Origin of the sequence: Pseudomonas rhizophila (assembly GCF_003033885.1) — a bacterium.
Lineage (GTDB): Bacteria > Pseudomonadota > Gammaproteobacteria > Pseudomonadales > Pseudomonadaceae > Aquipseudomonas > Aquipseudomonas rhizophila.
In genome coordinates, this window is sequence record NZ_CP024081.1 from 725,999 (window position 1) to 742,506 (window position 16,508).

15 protein-coding genes are annotated in these 16,508 nt (G+C 60.9%); 7 read left to right on the plus strand and 8 right to left on the minus strand.

Features of this window, described 5'->3' with window-relative positions; all coding sequences use genetic code 11:
- Positions 1-163 precede the first annotated feature (163 nt).
- Complete coding sequence (locus CRX69_RS03345; RefSeq protein ID WP_047227485.1) at positions 164-985, minus strand: peptidoglycan DD-metalloendopeptidase family protein; 822 nt, start codon at positions 983-985, stop codon at positions 164-166.
- A 3-nt stretch (positions 986-988) separates the two neighbouring features.
- A complete protein-coding gene (xseA, locus tag CRX69_RS03350) occupies positions 989-2,368 on the minus strand; it encodes an exodeoxyribonuclease VII large subunit (protein WP_107323227.1) in 1,380 nt (459 codons plus the stop codon).
- 151 nt (positions 2,369-2,519) lie between these two features.
- Here xseA and CRX69_RS03355 point away from each other — a divergent pair, with 151 nt between their 5' ends.
- From CRX69_RS03355 to guaA, 3 genes are all read left to right on the plus strand, one after another.
- Positions 2,520-3,068 carry a sugar ABC transporter ATPase gene (locus CRX69_RS03355; RefSeq protein ID WP_107321541.1) on the plus strand — a complete coding sequence of 183 codons (549 nt, stop codon included), beginning with the start codon at positions 2,520-2,522 and terminating at the stop codon, positions 3,066-3,068.
- Between the two features lie 243 nt (positions 3,069-3,311).
- Complete coding sequence (guaB, locus tag CRX69_RS03360; protein WP_047227487.1) at positions 3,312-4,781, plus strand: IMP dehydrogenase; 1,470 nt, start codon at positions 3,312-3,314, stop codon at positions 4,779-4,781.
- A 79-nt stretch (positions 4,782-4,860) separates the two neighbouring features.
- Complete coding sequence (gene guaA / locus CRX69_RS03365) at positions 4,861-6,438, plus strand: glutamine-hydrolyzing GMP synthase (RefSeq protein WP_047227488.1); 1,578 nt, start codon at positions 4,861-4,863, stop codon at positions 6,436-6,438.
- 183 nt (positions 6,439-6,621) lie between these two features.
- On the opposite strand, the gene CRX69_RS03370 is transcribed toward guaA, so the two are convergent.
- Positions 6,622-8,919: an autotransporter family protein gene (locus CRX69_RS03370; protein WP_107321542.1), complete on the minus strand. Its 2,298-nt coding sequence runs from the start codon at positions 8,917-8,919 to the stop codon at positions 6,622-6,624.
- A 268-nt stretch (positions 8,920-9,187) separates the two neighbouring features.
- Positions 9,188-10,087, minus strand: coding sequence for an alpha/beta hydrolase family protein (locus CRX69_RS03375; RefSeq protein ID WP_047227594.1), 900 nt, complete (start codon positions 10,085-10,087; stop codon positions 9,188-9,190).
- A 494-nt stretch (positions 10,088-10,581) separates the two neighbouring features.
- On the opposite strand from CRX69_RS03375, the gene CRX69_RS27800 reads away from it, so the two are divergent.
- The 4 genes from CRX69_RS27800 (at position 10,582) to tadA (ending at position 13,427) form a co-directional block, all read left to right on the plus strand.
- Positions 10,582-10,857 carry a hypothetical protein gene (locus CRX69_RS27800; RefSeq protein ID WP_107321543.1) on the plus strand — a complete coding sequence of 92 codons (276 nt, stop codon included), beginning with the start codon at positions 10,582-10,584 and terminating at the stop codon, positions 10,855-10,857.
- 3 nt (positions 10,858-10,860) lie between these two features.
- A complete protein-coding gene (locus tag CRX69_RS03385) occupies positions 10,861-11,385 on the plus strand; it encodes a helix-turn-helix transcriptional regulator (RefSeq protein WP_047227490.1) in 525 nt (174 codons plus the stop codon).
- 168 nt (positions 11,386-11,553) lie between these two features.
- A complete protein-coding gene (locus CRX69_RS03390) occupies positions 11,554-12,930 on the plus strand; it encodes a multicopper oxidase family protein (RefSeq protein WP_076386220.1) in 1,377 nt (458 codons plus the stop codon).
- Positions 12,930-13,427: a tRNA adenosine(34) deaminase TadA gene (gene tadA / locus CRX69_RS03395; RefSeq protein ID WP_047227492.1), complete on the plus strand. Its 498-nt coding sequence runs from the start codon at positions 12,930-12,932 to the stop codon at positions 13,425-13,427. Before CRX69_RS03390 ends, tadA begins: the two co-directional genes overlap by 1 nt.
- Before the next feature lie 126 nt (positions 13,428-13,553).
- Here the strand turns inward: tadA and cmoB are convergent, their stop codons facing one another.
- The 4 genes from cmoB to CRX69_RS03415 all read right to left on the minus strand — a co-directional run bounded on the left by cmoB (position 13,554) and on the right by CRX69_RS03415 (position 16,376).
- Entirely contained in the window at positions 13,554-14,510 is a 957-nt protein-coding gene (gene cmoB / locus CRX69_RS03400; RefSeq protein ID WP_107321544.1) for a tRNA 5-methoxyuridine(34)/uridine 5-oxyacetic acid(34) synthase CmoB, read from the minus strand.
- Positions 14,507-15,250, minus strand: coding sequence for a carboxy-S-adenosyl-L-methionine synthase CmoA (gene cmoA, locus CRX69_RS03405; RefSeq protein ID WP_107321545.1), 744 nt, complete (start codon positions 15,248-15,250; stop codon positions 14,507-14,509). The genes cmoB and cmoA overlap by 4 nt, the downstream gene beginning before the upstream one ends.
- 95 nt (positions 15,251-15,345) lie before the next feature.
- Positions 15,346-15,981 carry a lysoplasmalogenase gene (locus CRX69_RS03410; RefSeq protein ID WP_047227495.1) on the minus strand — a complete coding sequence of 212 codons (636 nt, stop codon included), beginning with the start codon at positions 15,979-15,981 and terminating at the stop codon, positions 15,346-15,348.
- Positions 15,982-15,983: 2 nt separating this feature from the next.
- Positions 15,984-16,376 (minus strand): protease inhibitor I42 family protein, encoded by a 393-nt coding sequence (locus CRX69_RS03415; RefSeq protein ID WP_107321546.1) that lies wholly within the window; start codon positions 16,374-16,376, stop codon positions 15,984-15,986.
- Positions 16,377-16,508: the final 132 nt, after the last annotated feature.

A 16,508-nucleotide genomic window follows, 5' to 3' on the forward strand; every position in this document is an offset into this window, starting at 1 on the left:
TGAGCTTGGCAATTCGCTGGATGGTGGTGATGTGGCTGCCGTCATCGCGAGCAGGCTCGCTCCCACAGGGATTTTCTGTTGGTCACAAATGTTGTGTTCACAAGAGATCCAAATGTGGGAACGAGCCTGCTCGCGGTCAGGCCGGCAGCTTCACCGCAAAAACTCAGGGCTGGAATGCCCCGATAAAAATCGCCGGATCCACCCGCGCATCGTTCAGGCTGATATTCCAGTGCATGTGCGGGCCAGTTGCCCGGCCCGTGGAGCCGACTTTGCCGACGACCGTGCCGCGCTTGAGCTGCTGGCCGACCTTCACGTCGATCTTCGACATGTGGCAGAACATGCTGATGAAACCCTGGCCGTGATCGACAAACACGGTGTTGCCATTGAAGAAGTAATTGCCGGTGAGGATCACCTTGCCAGCGGCCGGAGTCTTGATGGGTGTGCCGGCGGGCACGGCGAAGTCCAGGCCGGCGTGGGGGTTGCGTTCTTCGCCGTTGAAGAAGCGCCGCACGCCGAACTTGCTCGACATCGGACCATTGACCGGCTTGTCCAGCAGCAGGTTACTGGGGATGTTCGGGCTGAAGCTGCGATAGGCCTTCAGTTGCACGGCCAGTTCGGCGTTGATGCGTTTGAGGTCCGCCGGGTTCGGATTGACCTGGCGCTTGTTCTTCAGGGTGATGTGTTGCTCGGGGTACTTTTTATAGCCGACCACGAACGGCTGGGTGCTGCCGCCGCTGCTGATCTGCTGGGTGCCGGGCTTGACCGTCAGCGGGATGCCGACAATCGCCAGCCAGTTGTCCTTTTCCTTGACCACCAGCACCGGTTTGCCCTGGTAACTGGCTTTTGGCGCCTGGGCCGCGCTGCCCAGGTCCACCACGGCCACGCCGCCGGGCACCGGTTTGTTCAGCAGACGGGTGATGTAACTGTCGGCGTTGGCGTTGAAGGTCAGGCACAGCAAGAGCAATGGGGCGAGATATCGCGGCATGAATCAATCCAATAGAGAAAGGGTGACCGGCGTCAGGTGATTGTCTTCGACCCGCACCAGCAGTTCGCCTTCACCGAGCCGCGCGGTCAGGCGCTGGCCGGTTTGGGTCTGCGCGGCGTTGCGGATCGCCTGGCCGCGTTCGTCGAGCAAAATACTGTAGCCGCGGCCGAGGGTCGCCAGGGGGCTGACGATGTGCAGCGTCTGCATCTGGTTTTGCAGTTGCAGGCGTCGCGCCTTCAGGCCCTCGCGCATGGCCCGGGGCAGGCGCGCGGCGAGGCTGTCCAGGCGTTGGCGCAGCAGTGCCAGGTGCCGCCCCGGATGTTGCGCGGCCAGGCGGGTTTCCAGGCGGATCAGGCGTTCGCGGCGGGTATTGAGGCTGCGCTCGAAAGCCCGGCGCATGCGCATGTCCAGGTCGTCGAGGCGCTGGGCTTGCTGGCGTAGGCGCTCACCGGGGTGGCGCAGGCGTCGGGTCAGCCCTTCGAGGCGCAGTTGATCGCGCATCAGGCGATCGCGCATGCGCATCACCAGCCGCCGGTGCAGGCTTTCGACCCGGCGCACCAGGTCGCCGGCATCGGGGGCCAGCAGTTCGGCAGCGGCGGACGGGGTCGGGGCGCGCACGTCAGCGACGAAATCGCTGATGGATACGTCGGTTTCATGGCCGACGGCGCTGACGATCGGCGTGACGCAGGCGTCCACCGCCCGGGCCACGGCTTCTTCGTTGAAGCACCACAAGTCTTCCAGCGAGCCGCCGCCTCGGGCCAGGATCAGCGCATCGAACCCCCGGGCATCCGCCAGTTTCAGCGCACGGACGATTTGCGCGGTGGCTTCGCGGCCCTGTACGGCGGTGGGGATCAGCGTCAGGGAAATCTGCGGCGCACGGCGGCGGAACACGCTGATGATGTCGCGGATCACCGCGCCGGTGGGCGAACTGATGATGCCGATGCGTTGCGGATGGGCCGGCAGCGGCACCTTGCGCTCGGCGCTGAACAGGCCTTCGGCGCTGAGCTTTTCCTTGAGCGCATCGAAGGCCAGGCGCAGGGCGCCATCGCCGGCCGGTTCCACGGTGTCGAGAATCAGCTGATAGTCGCCGCGGCCCTCGAACAGTGAGACCTTGCCGCGTACTTTCACCGCCAGTCCGTCTTTGAGGGCTTGACGCACCCGCGCGGCATTTTGCCGGAAGAGTGCGCAACGCACCTGGGCGCCGCTGTCCTTGAGGGTGAAATACACATGGCCGGAGGCAGGGCGGGCAAGGTTGGAAATTTCGCCCTCGACCCAGATGTTGCTGAACACGTCTTCAAGCAGCACCCGCGCACGGCCGTTGAGCTGGCTGACAGTCAGGACCTCGCGGTCCAGGCCCAGTCGGGCAAAGGGATCTTTAATCATGGGCAGCATGATAAGGGCATTCGCTGCTCAATCTCCATGTTCACCGAAAAACCTTCCGGGAATTGGCACGGTACAATGCACCATTGCCCATAGGTTCAAGGTGGGCGCGGGCTTGCTCGTCGCCACCCGTAGATTCGCCGCAGGATGTCCCATGAATTCGCAAAGCATCATCGTCCCGAAAATTTCCTCCTTGCCGGTCCACGAGCCTCGGGCCCGGGCGGTTGTGCGCTGGCTGGTGCGCAAGAATATCGTCGAAGAACAACTGACCACCTGCGGGCGTACCGGCAATCGCATGGCCCACGCCATCGCCCCCGGCGCCCGCGAGGTGGTCACGCACCCTGAGGCCTTGCCGTTTGGCGAACCGGTCAATGGCCTGGAAATCATCACCAAGCGCTGCATCTATACCCCGGCCAAAGGCTTTCTCGAGGAAGCGGGCTGCGCCGAATGCCGCAAGGAAATCGGCGAGGCGCTGTTCGAAAGCCTGGAAGACTGGATGCCGGCCCGCACCGACAACTTCACCTGCCCAGAGTGTGGGCATGAAGATGACATCAACGGGTTTCTGTTCCTGCAACCGTGTGGCTTTTCCAATTTGGGGTTTATCTTCAACAACTGGCTCGAGGCGGGGTTCAAGCAGGACTTTATCGACGAGTTCGCCGACTGGCTGGATCAGCCGGTGAGTTGGGTGAAGGTGGAGTTGTAAGAGAGCGATTCCCCCCCTGTGGGAGCGAGCCTGCTCGCGATTGGCGTCGGGTCAGTTGGCACGGTGTTGACCGATACACCGCTATCGCGAGCAGGCTCGCTCCCACAAGGGAATGTGTAGCAATCGGGCAGTGTTTAGCCCCTTCAATCACCCCGACAATAATAGACAGAGTTTTACATTGAGCCAGAGGGGGTGCATGTATATAATGGCGCGCTTCCATTTTCCCGCTCGGGAGCCCCCGCGATGCTGCGTATCAGCCAAGAAGCTCTGACCTTCGACGACATTCTCCTAGTGCCCGGTTATTCCGAGGTACTGCCTAACGAAGTCAGTCTCAAAACCCGTCTTACCCGTGGCATCGAACTGAATATCCCGTTGGTTTCCGCCGCCATGGACACCGTGACCGAAGCCCGTCTGGCCATTGCCATGGCCCAGGAAGGCGGTATCGGTATCATCCACAAGAACATGACCATCGAACAGCAGGCCGCCGAAGTGCGCAAGGTCAAGCGGTTCGAGGCTGGCGTGGTCAAGGACCCGATCACCATCGAGGCTGACGCCACGGTTCGTGATCTGTTCGAACTGACCCGCATGCACAACATCTCCGGCGTTCCGGTGCTGCACGATGGCGACCTGGTCGGCATCGTCACCTCCCGCGACGTGCGTTTCGAGAACCGCCTGGACGCCACCGTCCGTCAGGTGATGACGCCTAAAGAGCGTCTGGTCACGGTCAAGGAAGGCATCGGCAAGGACGAAGTTCGCGAGTTGCTGCACAAGCACCGCATCGAGCGCGTGCTGATCGTCGACGACAAGTTCGCCCTCAAGGGCATGATGACCGTCAATGACATCGAAAAAGCCAAGGCTTATCCGCTGGCCAGCAAGGACGACCAGGGTCGTCTGCGCGTAGGCGCTGCGGTCGGCACCGGCAAGGACACTGGCGACCGCGTCGCGGCCCTGGTCAATGCCGGCGTCGACGTGGTGGTGGTCGACACCGCCCACGGTCACTCCAAAGGCGTGATCGACCGCGTTCGCTGGGTCAAGCAGAACTTCCCTGAAGTGCAGGTGATCGGCGGCAACATCGCCACCGGCGCTGCCGCCAAGGCCCTGGCCGAAGCTGGCGCCGATGCGGTCAAGGTCGGTATCGGCCCAGGCTCGATCTGCACCACCCGCATCGTTGCCGGTGTCGGCGTGCCGCAAATCAGCGCCATCGCCAACGTCGCCGCAGCCCTTGAAGGCACTGGCGTACCGTTGATCGCCGACGGCGGCATCCGCTTCTCCGGTGACCTGTCCAAGGCCATCGTCGCCGGGGCCTCCTGCGTGATGATGGGTTCGATGTTTGCCGGTACTGAAGAAGCGCCAGGCGAGATCGAACTGTTCCAGGGCCGCAGCTACAAGGCTTACCGCGGCATGGGCTCGCTGGGTGCCATGTCCCAGGCCCAAGGCTCTTCCGACCGTTACTTCCAGGACTCCTCTGCGGGTGCCGAGAAGCTGGTGCCCGAAGGCATCGAAGGTCGCGTGCCGTACAAAGGCACCCTGAGCGCCATCATCCATCAACTGATGGGCGGCCTGCGTTCTTCCATGGGCTACACCGGCAGCGCCAACATCGAAGAGATGCGCACCAAGCCGGAATTCGTGCGTATCACCGGTGCCGGCATGGCCGAGTCCCATGTCCACGACGTACAGATCACCAAGGAAGCGCCGAACTACCGCGTAGGTTAAGGCCTTCAGCAAAACGTTAATCACCGGGGCTGTTCATTCAGCCCCGAGTTGTTTCTGATTCACTACATGAGAATGAGTCATGGCCCTCGACATTCACGCTCACCGCATCCTGATCCTCGACTTCGGTTCCCAGTACACCCAGCTGATCGCCCGCCGCGTGCGTGAAATCGGCGTGTACTGCGAATTGCATCCGTTCGACATGGATGACGAAGCGATTCGCGAATTCGCGCCTAAAGGCGTCATCCTCGCCGGCGGCCCCGAGTCTGTGCACGAAGCCGACAGCCCGCGTTGCCCGCAAGCGGTGTTCGACCTGGGCGTGCCGGTCTTCGGTATCTGCTACGGCATGCAGACCATGGCTGAACAGCTGGGCGGCAAGGTAGAAGGCTCCGACCTGCGTGAGTTCGGTTATGCCCGCGTCGACGTGGTCGGCAAGAGCCGCCTGTTGGACGGCATCGAAGACCATATCGATGCCGACGGCCTGTTTGGCCTCGACGTGTGGATGAGCCACGGTGACAAGGTCACCAAGATGCCGGAAGACTTCCACATCCTGGCCAGCACCCCGAGCTGCCCGATCGCCGGCATGTTCAACGATGACCGCCGTTACTACGGCGTGCAGTTCCACCCGGAAGTGACTCATACCAAGCAAGGCGGTCGCATCCTGTCGCGTTTCATCCTCGATATCTGCGAGTGCGAAGCCCTCTGGACGCCATCGAAAATCGCTGAAGACGCCATCGCCCAGGTCCGCGCCCAGGTCGGCACCGACAACGTACTGCTCGGCTTGTCCGGCGGCGTGGACTCCTCGGTGGTTGCCGCGCTGCTGCACAAGGCCATCGGCGATCAACTGACCTGCGTCTTCGTCGACAACGGCCTGCTGCGCCTGCACGAAGGCGAGCAAGTGATGGCCATGTTCGCCGAGAACATGGGCGTCAAGGTGATCCGCGCCAACGCCGAAGAGCAGTTCCTGAACAACCTGGCCGGCGAGTCCGACCCGGAGAAGAAGCGCAAGATCATCGGCCGCACCTTCATCGACGTATTCGATGCCGAATCCTGCAAGCTGGACAACATCAAGTACCTGGCCCAAGGCACCATCTACCCCGACGTGATCGAGTCGGCCGGCGCCAAGAGCGGCAAGGCCCACGTGATCAAGTCCCACCACAACGTCGGTGGCCTGCCGGAAGAAATGAACCTCAAGCTGGTCGAGCCGCTGCGCGAGTTGTTCAAGGACGAGGTGCGTCGCCTCGGCCTGGAACTGGGCCTGCCGTACGACATGGTCTACCGCCACCCATTCCCGGGCCCGGGCCTGGGCGTGCGGATCCTTGGTGAAGTGAAGAAGGAATACGCCGACCTGCTGCGTCGCGCCGACCACATCTTCATCGAAGAACTGCGCAAGGCCGACTGGTACCACAAGGTCAGCCAGGCGTTCGTGGTGTTCCAGCCGGTGAAATCGGTTGGCGTGGTCGGCGATGGCCGTCGTTACGCCTGGGTCGTGGCCCTGCGCGCCGTGGAAACCATCGACTTCATGACCGCGCGCTGGGCACACCTGCCGTACGAGCTGCTGGAAACCGTTTCCGGTCGGATCATCAACGAAATCGAAGGCATCTCCCGCGTGACGTATGACGTGTCGAGCAAGCCGCCGGCGACGATTGAGTGGGAATAAGGCTGATCCGCAGCTCTCTGTTTTATAAGTAAAAAACTAGAGAGCCCCAGGTCGAAACAGAATTGTGACCTGGGTGATATTCAGTCAGGCAGGTGACATCGCCAGACGCTACGGGCTTTACCATCAGCCTCAAACAACAAAACCCGCATTGGCGGGTTTTGTTGTTTCAGACGAACACGTTGATCAGAAGTCGTAACGCACGTTCGCAGTGAAGGTGTCGGCGTCGAAACCACTGCTGGTCAGGTAGTTGTACGTCCCTCCCACGCTCCACGCGCCCACGCGGTAGTTCGCGCCCAGTCCCAGCTCGTAGCTGTCGCGCGCCGGTGTCGCGCCTGTGGTGGTGAAGGGGGTACCACCGAGTACGAAGGTGGAGGTGGTGCCGGCCTTGTCGCCGATGAAATCGTGCCAGGCCATCAGCTTGGCTTCCGGTTCCAGGCTGCCCACACCTACGTCAAAAGCGGCCGCCAGACGAGCGCCCAGGCCCATTTCGCCGATTTCATAACGCTGGCTGCCGACGTTGAGGGCGGCTGAGCTACCTTTTTCACGGTACGAATCAATCGACACGTTGGCATAACGCGCACCGATCTGTGGTTCCAGCAGCCACTGCTTGTCGAGCTGGAAAGTGTAGCCTGCCAGTGCGTTGACGCCGAAGATCTCACTGTCGTAATCGGCCTTGGCGCGGGTACCGGCGATGTAGCGTTTGGACTCGTTGTCGTTCCAGCCATACATCAGCGAGGTGTCGACAAAGAAGTTGTCATGGGTCCAGTTGCCGTACAGGGTCAGTGCATGGCCGCTGACGTCGGTTTTGTGGCCCAGGTCGGATTTGACGTCGCTGGTCAGGTAGCTGTAAGCCAGGCCCATGGTGGTATCGGCGTTGAGCTTGCCGTCGGCACCCACGGCGATGCCGTTGGTGTTGGCGTCGTAGCCGTCGATACCGTGGCGGCTGTCCTGGTTGGCATCGCTGGACAGCGCTTGCAGCCATACGCCTTGTTCTGCCAGGACGTCACCGGAGGACAGACCGCTACGCGCTTTGCTGGCGCGGCGGTTGATGGCACTTGCGACCAGGTTCTGGCTGTTGGTGGCGGCGTTGATCGCCCCGCGGCTGACGTCCGGGGTCAGGGTTTCGGCAAGTTTGGCCAGATCTTCACTGGTGGCGGCGTTGGCGAAACGCTGGAATACCGGGTCACTTTCGTCCAACTGGCCCATGACCGTGTTCTTGAACGGATTGATGGCGTTCACCGCGTTGCGCGAACCACGGGCACCCAGCAGGTCTTGCGTGATCGCCTCATCACTGCGGGTGGCAACCAGTGCTTTCACGTCCTGGCCTTCAATGCCGAAGTTCCTCACCTCAAGCAACGCCGAGGAGGAAACCACGGACAGGTTCTGCGGGTCTTCCCAAGTGCCAGAGTTGATGAGGGTGTAGCGGGTGCCCGACGTGCGGAAGTCGTCGGAGCGAGCCTGCAGTTCGATCTGGCTGCCTGGAGAGAAGTAGGTATTGCCGGTGACTTTCAGGATCGGCGTGTTGGGCAGTGTGTTGTTGTCCAGCAGCAGGCGCAAACGCGCAGTCTCGCTGTCCATGTCGAGGTCGCCCACAATCGTAGTCTGCGGGCGAAGCAGAGTCAGGCGGCCCCCGTCGATATCGACGAAACCGGCGCGGATGGTCGAGCCATCGAACATCGCGTCCCCTTGCACCAGCACACCACTCAGGCCCAGCAGGTCACCCTTGACCTGACCACCTTGCCAGTAGAAATACGAAGGGGAGGCATTGTCGTCCGCCAGAATTGCTGCGGTGCCGCCTTCGATCAGGCCACCTGTCTGCCTGATGGTGAGGATGTCGAAACCGCCGGAGGTGTCGAGACTGCGAAAATGGATACCGACTCCATCGGCGGAGATAGTCCCGCTGTTGTTGATATCGCTCTTGAAGGGAGCGCCTGTCATCTGACCGGTAAAGCGAGCGTTCTCGATCTCGATACCCGCAGAGTCGATGCCACGAGCGGTGATAGTGCCCGAGTTATTGATGTTCGCCTGGGTCGAGGTGATCATCATGCCGTTGGCATCTTCGCCAGTCACAGTGATGTTGCCGTTGTTGTTCACTTCGCCAGCGATATTCGCCAGATACAGGTCCAGCCCCATGGCGCCATTGCCGCTCACCGTAATGTCGCCATGATTTACCAGATCGCCAGCGACGGTGGAATTGAGGGTCATGGCGAGGCCGGCCGGGATGTCGCTGGGGTTCGCGGCCGTCAGGTTGATGTTGCCCTGGTTGACCAGGTTGCCCGCCAGGGTCACGTCGGTCAGCTCTACACCAGCGTTTTGCGACGTCCCGGTGAAGGTGGCGTTATTGAAAACGTCACCGGAGCTGCTGTATGCCCCTGTGCTCAGGTCGTGGTTGAAGTCGGGTGCGGGTGCGGCATGGACCGTGGCAGTGGCAGCCGCGATGGACAGCGCCAACAACGAGCGGCGCAGGTGGGAGATGTTCAAGACAGTATCCTTACAGGGTAGAAACTGACAGAGAACAACCTGCGCGTCAGCGTCTGTTTTAGGCTTCCCTGCCAGCTTGTCAGTGAAGTGCTGATTCAAGCGCGGTGAAATTTACACGATGCTTGTAGGGCAAATCACCATAAAAAGAATAAATGACGAAGAAAAAGCTAAAAAATGCGACGTTACAGTTATTTTTTGAGGCTTTATAGGGTTATTCAGCAATAAGCGGAACTTAAGGTCGCCGTCGTGGTCACGCCCGGGTCAGGCACTAGGGGGAATGGTGTTCGGATGTTTTTAAACGGACGTGCCCACCCTTAATCTCAGGATTCTCATGTGCCAATGGAATTTTGGCCCACCGGCTCCATGTCGCTTCCCACCCCCTATCATGGCTGGCTCCTGGTACATGGACGTATTGGGAAAGGGGCGAGCCCAGCGCCTGTTGGTACCTATCAGCTAAACGACCTGGAACAATCAGGTCTGCTTCTCCGATGAGATGACGCTGGGGCAATAAGGCGAGTCGACTACGATAGTCCAGCGGATCCAGTGAACCGTCGAGTGGCGACAGTCCTTTCATCGTCGCCCACAGACGTGGACTGAGATTGCCAGCAAGGGTTTGCACCTGGGTAACATCATTGCGCTGTGCCGCTAACAATAATGCGAGAGCGGCTCCACCTGAATACCCCACCAGTTCGAACTCCCTATTGCCATATCGCTGTTTCAGTTGGTCCAGCGCCTGGCTGAGACGGGTGACCACTTCCTGAGAAAAGCGGCGATTGGTCCAGAGTGCTGATTGACAGGCTGCGGCCATGACGAACTGGCAGGGGCGTGCCAGGTACGCGTTCGGTGTCGGATCATCGACCGCCAGTCGTGGCACTAACAGATTGTGCGGGCTCGGATCCAGGCTGGGTTGAGTGGCCGTCGCCCAGGAATGGCCATCGCCTTCCAGGTAGACACGCAGGCGAGTCATCTTTTCCCCAGTGTGCGGCGCAAGTATGAGGAGGGGGAAGGCGTGGCCTGGCAAGACCTCCCATTGTCGGCCGTGCTCTTCAGCCAGTTGTTGCAGTGCCTCGCGCGGCGATTGGCAGGCGATGAGAAGCGCGCTGACCATCACCATCCAGGCTTTATAGAAGCCGGCCAATGTCCCACGACAGGAAAAGTATCTACTCATCATCTGTCGTAACACACCTTGGCAATTGGCAGCATCGGCATTGAAGTCGGCATTGGCGGTGTAGTTCTTGGTTAAGTTAGGGCGGCGATGGCAGGATGTGGCGACCAGCCTATCCCAGTTCGAAGCGCGCCATTTATAGATCCGATTTCGATCCCCAAGTTGCTGATTCAACGCAGCAGATGCGCGAAGAGTCTCTTATCTGCGCATGCTGCACGAATGACCACCGTATCGATGTGTACAGGAAAACCCTGTGGATAACCTCTCCAGGGTTTTTTCATTTTGACTGGCCTTACTATTTCTCATCTGCGGGTCTCCTGAGGAAAGCTTCTGTCAGGCGGTTTTCCCGTCACGTTTCGCTACGATTACCGTCTCAGCGGGGGCCGAGAGGCGCTTATCATCGGGCGGTATGGCCTGCGGGAATCGCAGCTATTGAAGAGCGGGCCAAGGTTGTCGATTGACAACCTGGTGGGCCATGCGAATACTGGAGATCACGGATGAGTCGTCCCTCGCACCCGAAGAAAGAGGTCGAAGAAGTGCTTAGGCATGCCGAAGCGCAGGGCTGGCGTGTAGTAGTTGGCGGTAGTCACGCCTGGGGGCGGGCTTATTGTCCTTATAACGATGAGGACTGCCGCTGCGGTGAGTTCTGTATTACGTCGATATGGAGCACGCCAAAGAACCCTGGCAATCACGCGCGAGCATTGCGGCGCGTTGTGGACAATTGCACTGCGCATCGTAATTGGCGCGAAGCTGATGACGGTGCTGAGGACTAGGAAATGGAATACACCTTTACCTTGAAATATCAGCTCGCTGGTGATGACTGTCCCGCGGATGAACTGGTCGAGCGGCTGGGTGAGGCTGGCTGCGACGACGCTCTGGTAGGCATTGGGCAACCGGGGCGGCTGGCGCTTGAGTTCACTCGGGAGGCTGAGGATGCGATCAAGGCCGTGCTTAGTGCCCTGGGCGATGTCCGCCGCGCGGTGCCGTCGGCCAAACTGATCGAGGTTGCTCCTGATTGGGTCGGGCTGACCGACGTAGCCGAAATCGTAGGCGTATCTCGACAGAACATGCGCAAGCTGATGTTGGCTCATCCTGGCAGCTTCCCGACGCCTGTGCACGAAGGGAGTTCGTCTATCTGGCACTTGGCAGACATCCTGACCTGGCTGCAGGCCAAGGGCAGCTATTCACTTCCCAAGCACGTGTTGGATCTGGCGCAGGTGGCTTTGCAGGTCAACGTTGCGAAAGAGGGGCGGCGGTTACCTGGCTTGGCTGTCAGAGAGTTGGAAGTTTTGGTTGGGTGACGGTCTGAACCGCTTGGGGCGCCATTAGGCGCCCTTGTCGCATCTGACGATGATGGCTCGACCGGGCGACGCGACAATCCTTCACTTAATATTTCTCAATTGCAGGTGTATCGTATTCGCCTTTTGCGGGCCCCAGGGTCCGTCGCAGATTCAAGAGGTGGTCGCTTAATGTCCTTTACCCGTCGCCAAATACTCGGTGGCCTGGCCGGTCTTGTTGTCGTTGGCGTAGGGGCGGGGGGCGCGTCGCGGTATTGGTTGGGCAAGATGGCCGATGCCGAGGCCGGTCACGACTATGAATTGATCGCCGCGCCCCTGGACGTGGAGCTGGTGGCCGGGCACAAGACCCAGGCTTGGGCCTTTGGTCCGTCGGCACCGGGTACTGAATTGCGGGTGCGTCAGGGCGAATGGTTGCGGGTGCGCTTCATTAATCACCTGCCGGTTGCGACCACCATTCACTGGCACGGTATCCGTCTGCCGCTGGAGATGGACGGTGTGCCGTATGTCTCGCAATTGCCGGTGCTGCCGGGTGAATACTTCGATTACAAATTCCGCGTGCCGGACGCCGGCAGCTATTGGTATCACCCCCACGTCAACAGCAGCGAAGAGCTCGGTCGCGGGCTTGTTGGACCTTTGATTGTCGAGGAGCGTGAGCCCACCGGCTTCAAATACGAACAAACCCTCAGCCTCAAGAACTGGCATGTGGATGAGCAAGGCGAGTTCGTCGCCTTCAGCATTCCCCGTGAAGCGGCCCGTGGAGGGACGGCCGGGCGTTTGTCGACCATCAACGGCGTGCCGCTGCCGGTGATTGATCTGCCGGCCGGACAGATCACCCGGGTACGCTTGCTGAACCTGGACAATACCCTGACCTACCGCATCAACATTCCTGGCGTCGAGGCGCAGATCTACGCCCTGGACGGTAACCCTGTCGCGCCGCGCCCGCTGGGCAAGGAATACTGGCTGGGTCCGGGCATGCGCATTTGTCTGGCGATCAAGGCGCCGGCGGCCGGGGAGGAGTTGTCATTGCGCAATGGTCCGGTGCGGCTGGGCACTTTGCGCTCCGTGCCCAACAACGAGGCGCCGGCCCAGTGGCCGCCCGCGCTGCCACCTAACCCGGTGGCCGAGCCGGACCTGGCCAATGCCGAGAAACTCAACTTCAATTTCGAGTGGGTCGGTTCGGTGTCGGTCAATGTCGACAACGGCAAACCACCGAGTTTGTGGCAGATCAACGGCAAGGCCTGGGACATCACCGACAAGACCTGCGCCGACCGGCCAATCGCCACGCTGAAAAAAGGCCAGAGTTACATTTTTGAATTGAAGAACATGACTCAGTACCAGCATCCGATCCATTTGCACGGCATGAGCTTCAAAGTGATTGCGTCCAACCGGCACAAGGTCATCCCATATTTCACCGACACTTACCTGCTGGGCAAGAACGAGCGGGCGCAGGTCGCGCTGGTGGCGGATAACCCGGGGGTGTGGATGTTCCATTGCCATGTGATCGACCACATGGAAACCGGCCTGATGGCCGCCATCGAGGTGGCGTGATGCGCCAGATTCGCCCCGCCAAAATCATCGACCGCAGCCGTGACCAGGATTTCATGCGCGAAGCCCTGAGCCTCGCCGCACAAGGCGCGGCTTTGGGTGAAGTGCCGGTGGGCGCGGTGCTGGTGCAGGACGGTGAGATCATCGGCCGCGGCTTCAACTGCCCGATCAGCGGCCACGACCCCAGCGCCCATGCGGAAATGGTCGCCATCCGCGCCGCCGCCCAGGCCGTGAGCAACTATCGCCTGCCCGGCAGCACCCTCTATGTGACGCTGGAGCCGTGCAGCATGTGCGCCGGCCTCATCGTTCACTCGCGCATCGCCCGGGTCGTCTACGGCGCCCTGGAGCCCAAGGCCGGCATTGTGCAGAGCCAGGGGCAGTTTTTCAGCCAGGGGTTTCTCAATCACCGGGTGATGTTCGAGGGCGGGGTGTTGGCTGACGAGTGCAGTGCGGTGTTGAGCGAGTTCTTCAAGGCCCGCAGAGCCAAATCCCAAGACTGACGCTGTACCCTGTGGGAGCTGAGCTTGCTCGCGATAGCGGTGGGTCAGCTTGCATTCATGTTGAATGTGCTGCCGCCTTCGCGAGCAAGCCCGCTCCCACAGAGGGGTTTGTGGTACCTGGGCGATTTATTTCCGCGCCACAATCACCGCCCGCATTGGCGCCGGCAGTCCTTCGATGGTTTTGCTGTGGTCGGCGGGATCGAGAAAGTCGCTAAGCGACTGATACTTCATCCACTCGGTGCTGCGCTGTTCTTCCACGGTGGTCAAGCTCACGTCCACACAGCACACATCGCTGAACCCGGCGCGGCGCAGCCAGCGTTCCAGGGCTGGGACTGAAGGCAGGAACCAGACGTTGCGCATCTGTGCGTAACGGTCCTCGGGCACCAGAACCTGATGTTCATCGCCCTCGATCACCAGGGTTTCCAGGACCAGTTCGCCGCCCTTGACCAGGCAATCCTTGAGCGCCAGCAAATGCTCGATTGGCGAGCGACGGTGGTAGAACACACCCATGGAAAACACTGTGTCGAAGCCTTCCAGCTCCGGCGGCAGCGCCTCGAATGGAAATGGCAGGTGCCAGGCGTTGGGCTGCGCGAGGTAACGCTGCACGGCCTGGAACTGGCAGAAGAACAGCCAGTTGGGATCGACGCCGATCACCGTGTCGGCGCCAGCGCCGAGCATCCGCCACATGTAATAACCGTTGCCGCAGCCCACATCGAGGATGCGCTTACCTTTGAGATCAAGGTGCGGGGCCACCCGCGACCACTTCCAGTCCGAACGCCATTCGGTGTCAACGTGCACGCCAAACAGGTCGAACGGCCCTTTGCGCCACGGCGACAGGCCCATCAGCGCGGTTCGCATCTGTTCACGGGTTTCGTCGCTGCAATCGGTATCGAGGGTCAGGCCGTTCAGCAGGTCGATCCGGGTCGGTTGCAGCACCGGCAAGGCATCGAGGGCGCTTTGCCAACGCTCCAGGTCGCCATGACCCTTTTCCATTTTGCTGTCCAGTTGCGTTTGCAGCGTCGCGGCCCAATCGGCCAGAGGGGTGCCGGCCAGATGGCGGGCCAGGGGAGACAGATCAATCATGGCAGGGCAATCAACGAGGCAAAATTAAGACACTGGAACCACGGCACGACTTTCGAGAACCCGGCGGCCATCAGGCGTTCGCGGTGTTCTTCGAGGCTGTCGGGCTTCATGACGTTTTCGATGGCGCTGCGTTTCTGGGCAATTTCCAGCTCGCTGTAGCCGTTGGCACGCTTGAACGCCACATGCAGGTCGTTGAGCAGCGCGTGCTCTTGTTCATCGTTAAAGCGCAGCTTCTCCGAGAGGATCAACGCACCGCCGGGCAGCAGGGACTGGCGGATGCGGCTCAACAAGGCGGTACGCTGATCCGGCGCGATGAATTGCAGGGTGAAGTTCAGCGCTACCACCGAGGCCGGCTGGAACGTCAGGGCGAGGATGTCGCCTTCGATCACTTCAACCGGCAGCAACTCCTGGAACATCGAGTCCTGGCCGTTAAGGTACTCGCGGCAGCGCTCGACCATGGCCGCCGAGTTATCCACCGCAATCACCCGGCAACCGTCGGTGCGCACATGGCGGCGCAGGGCCTGGGTCACCGCGCCCAGGGACGAGCCCAGGTCGTAGAGGACGCTGCCCGGCTGGGCAAATTGCGCGGCGAGCACGCCCAGGTTCTCGACGATGGTCGGGTAACCCGGCACCGAACGCTTGATCATGTCCGGAAACACCCGCACCACGTCCTCGTTAAAGGCGAAGTCAGGCACCTGGGCCAGGGGCTGGGCGAATAGACGATCGGGTTCTTTGCTCACGGCAGTTCCAGCGGCATGGGTGGTGAAAAGGCCGGCATTTTAACCAAAAAACCTCTGGGAGCGAGCCTTTGTGAGCGCCGGGCTTGCTCTCTGGTTCAGTGGTTTTTTTGAGTGAAGGCCGACGCCGCAATGCCCCACTGGCCCAGCCAATAACTGATGATGATCAGGTAAGGCGCGGCATGAAAGGGCGCCACGAACCGGTTTATGCCAATGACGCTGTCGGAAAACACAAACGCCAGAGCCCCGGCAGCGGCCAGCCAGGCCGAGCGCTCGGGGACTTCAGTACCCAATCGCGCCAGCGCACGCCAGAGCATGGCGCTGATGGCCAGGCCATAGACAATCACCGGGACGAGCAAAGGCCCCAGACCGCTCGATATCAGAATCCCCAGCAGCGTTGCGCCAAGCCCCAATGCCAGGGCCAGCGATAGCAACGCCGGACGGCGACAGTCGCTGAGGTAGGCTTTCAGATAGGCCAGGTGCGCCAGCAGAAACGCGCCAAGGCCGAACACGAACAGATCCCCGGGCCAAGCCAGCAGCACATCGCCCACCAGCGAGAAAATCAGGCCCAGGCTGATCCAGCGTCGATATTCGCTGGGTGGCGCATCGTGCAGCCAGCCGAGCAGGGCCAGCACCGGCATCGGCTTGACCAGCAGGCACAGCAGGGTGGCATGCACAGTGAGCCCGTACACATAGGTGGCCGCGCCCATCAATGCAAGGATCAGCCAACCCATGGTCAATTCACCGAAATGGCGCAGTCGAAGGTTTCCACCGGCGGTACTTCAGGTGCCCAGGGCTGTTGATAAGTCAGTCGCAAGCGACCGGTTCCGGCAGCAAATGCCTGGAAACGCCAGGTTGATACCCCGGCCGCGCCGACGATGCCGGCGTCTTCCGGGTTGCGGTAAACCTCAGGCCCCAAGGCCTTCAGCACGCCGCCAGCCGAATCCTGGACCGCCCAGCGATAACCGGTGCTGGGGTTGCTGGGCAAATTCAGGATCAGGTTCTGGCCGTTAGTGAGCTGCACCGGGCACTGGCTCAGTTTTTCCACGGTCACGTTGTGTTTCGGTTGCGTGGCGCAGGCACTCAGCAGGGCGAGGCTGAAAGGGACGAGCAGGCGGGTGAGGGACATAAGGGCTCCGGCATTCACGACGAACGGCGAGCATAACCGAAGATGCTACTGGGTGTGTCAGCGGGGCATGTGTTGGATCTCATGGCCTTATCGCGAGCAGGCTCGCTCCCACAAGGGTTTGGTGTGGATCAC

Bases quoted from the DNA above. Each gene is read 5' to 3' on its own strand.
- CRX69_RS03345 (WP_047227485.1), bottom strand. From the start codon at position 985: ATGCCGCGATATCTCGCCCCATTGCTCTTGCTGTGCCTGACCTTCAAC.
- xseA (WP_107323227.1), bottom strand. From the start codon at position 2,368: ATGATTAAAGATCCCTTTGCCCGACTGGGCCTGGACCGCGAGGTCCTG.
- CRX69_RS03355 (WP_107321541.1), top strand. From the start codon at position 2,520: ATGAATTCGCAAAGCATCATCGTCCCGAAAATTTCCTCCTTGCCGGTC.
- guaB (WP_047227487.1), top strand. From the start codon at position 3,312: ATGCTGCGTATCAGCCAAGAAGCTCTGACCTTCGACGACATTCTCCTA.
- guaA (WP_047227488.1), top strand. From the start codon at position 4,861: ATGGCCCTCGACATTCACGCTCACCGCATCCTGATCCTCGACTTCGGT.
- CRX69_RS03375 (WP_047227594.1), bottom strand. From the start codon at position 10,087: ATGAGTAGATACTTTTCCTGTCGTGGGACATTGGCCGGCTTCTATAAA.
- CRX69_RS27800 (WP_107321543.1), top strand. From the start codon at position 10,582: ATGAGTCGTCCCTCGCACCCGAAGAAAGAGGTCGAAGAAGTGCTTAGG.
- CRX69_RS03385 (WP_047227490.1), top strand. From the start codon at position 10,861: ATGGAATACACCTTTACCTTGAAATATCAGCTCGCTGGTGATGACTGT.
- CRX69_RS03390 (WP_076386220.1), top strand. From the start codon at position 11,554: ATGTCCTTTACCCGTCGCCAAATACTCGGTGGCCTGGCCGGTCTTGTT.
- tadA (WP_047227492.1), top strand. From the start codon at position 12,930: ATGCGCCAGATTCGCCCCGCCAAAATCATCGACCGCAGCCGTGACCAG.
- cmoB (WP_107321544.1), bottom strand. From the start codon at position 14,510: ATGATTGATCTGTCTCCCCTGGCCCGCCATCTGGCCGGCACCCCTCTG.
- CRX69_RS03410 (WP_047227495.1), bottom strand. From the start codon at position 15,981: ATGGGTTGGCTGATCCTTGCATTGATGGGCGCGGCCACCTATGTGTAC.
- CRX69_RS03415 (WP_107321546.1), bottom strand. From the start codon at position 16,376: ATGTCCCTCACCCGCCTGCTCGTCCCTTTCAGCCTCGCCCTGCTGAGT.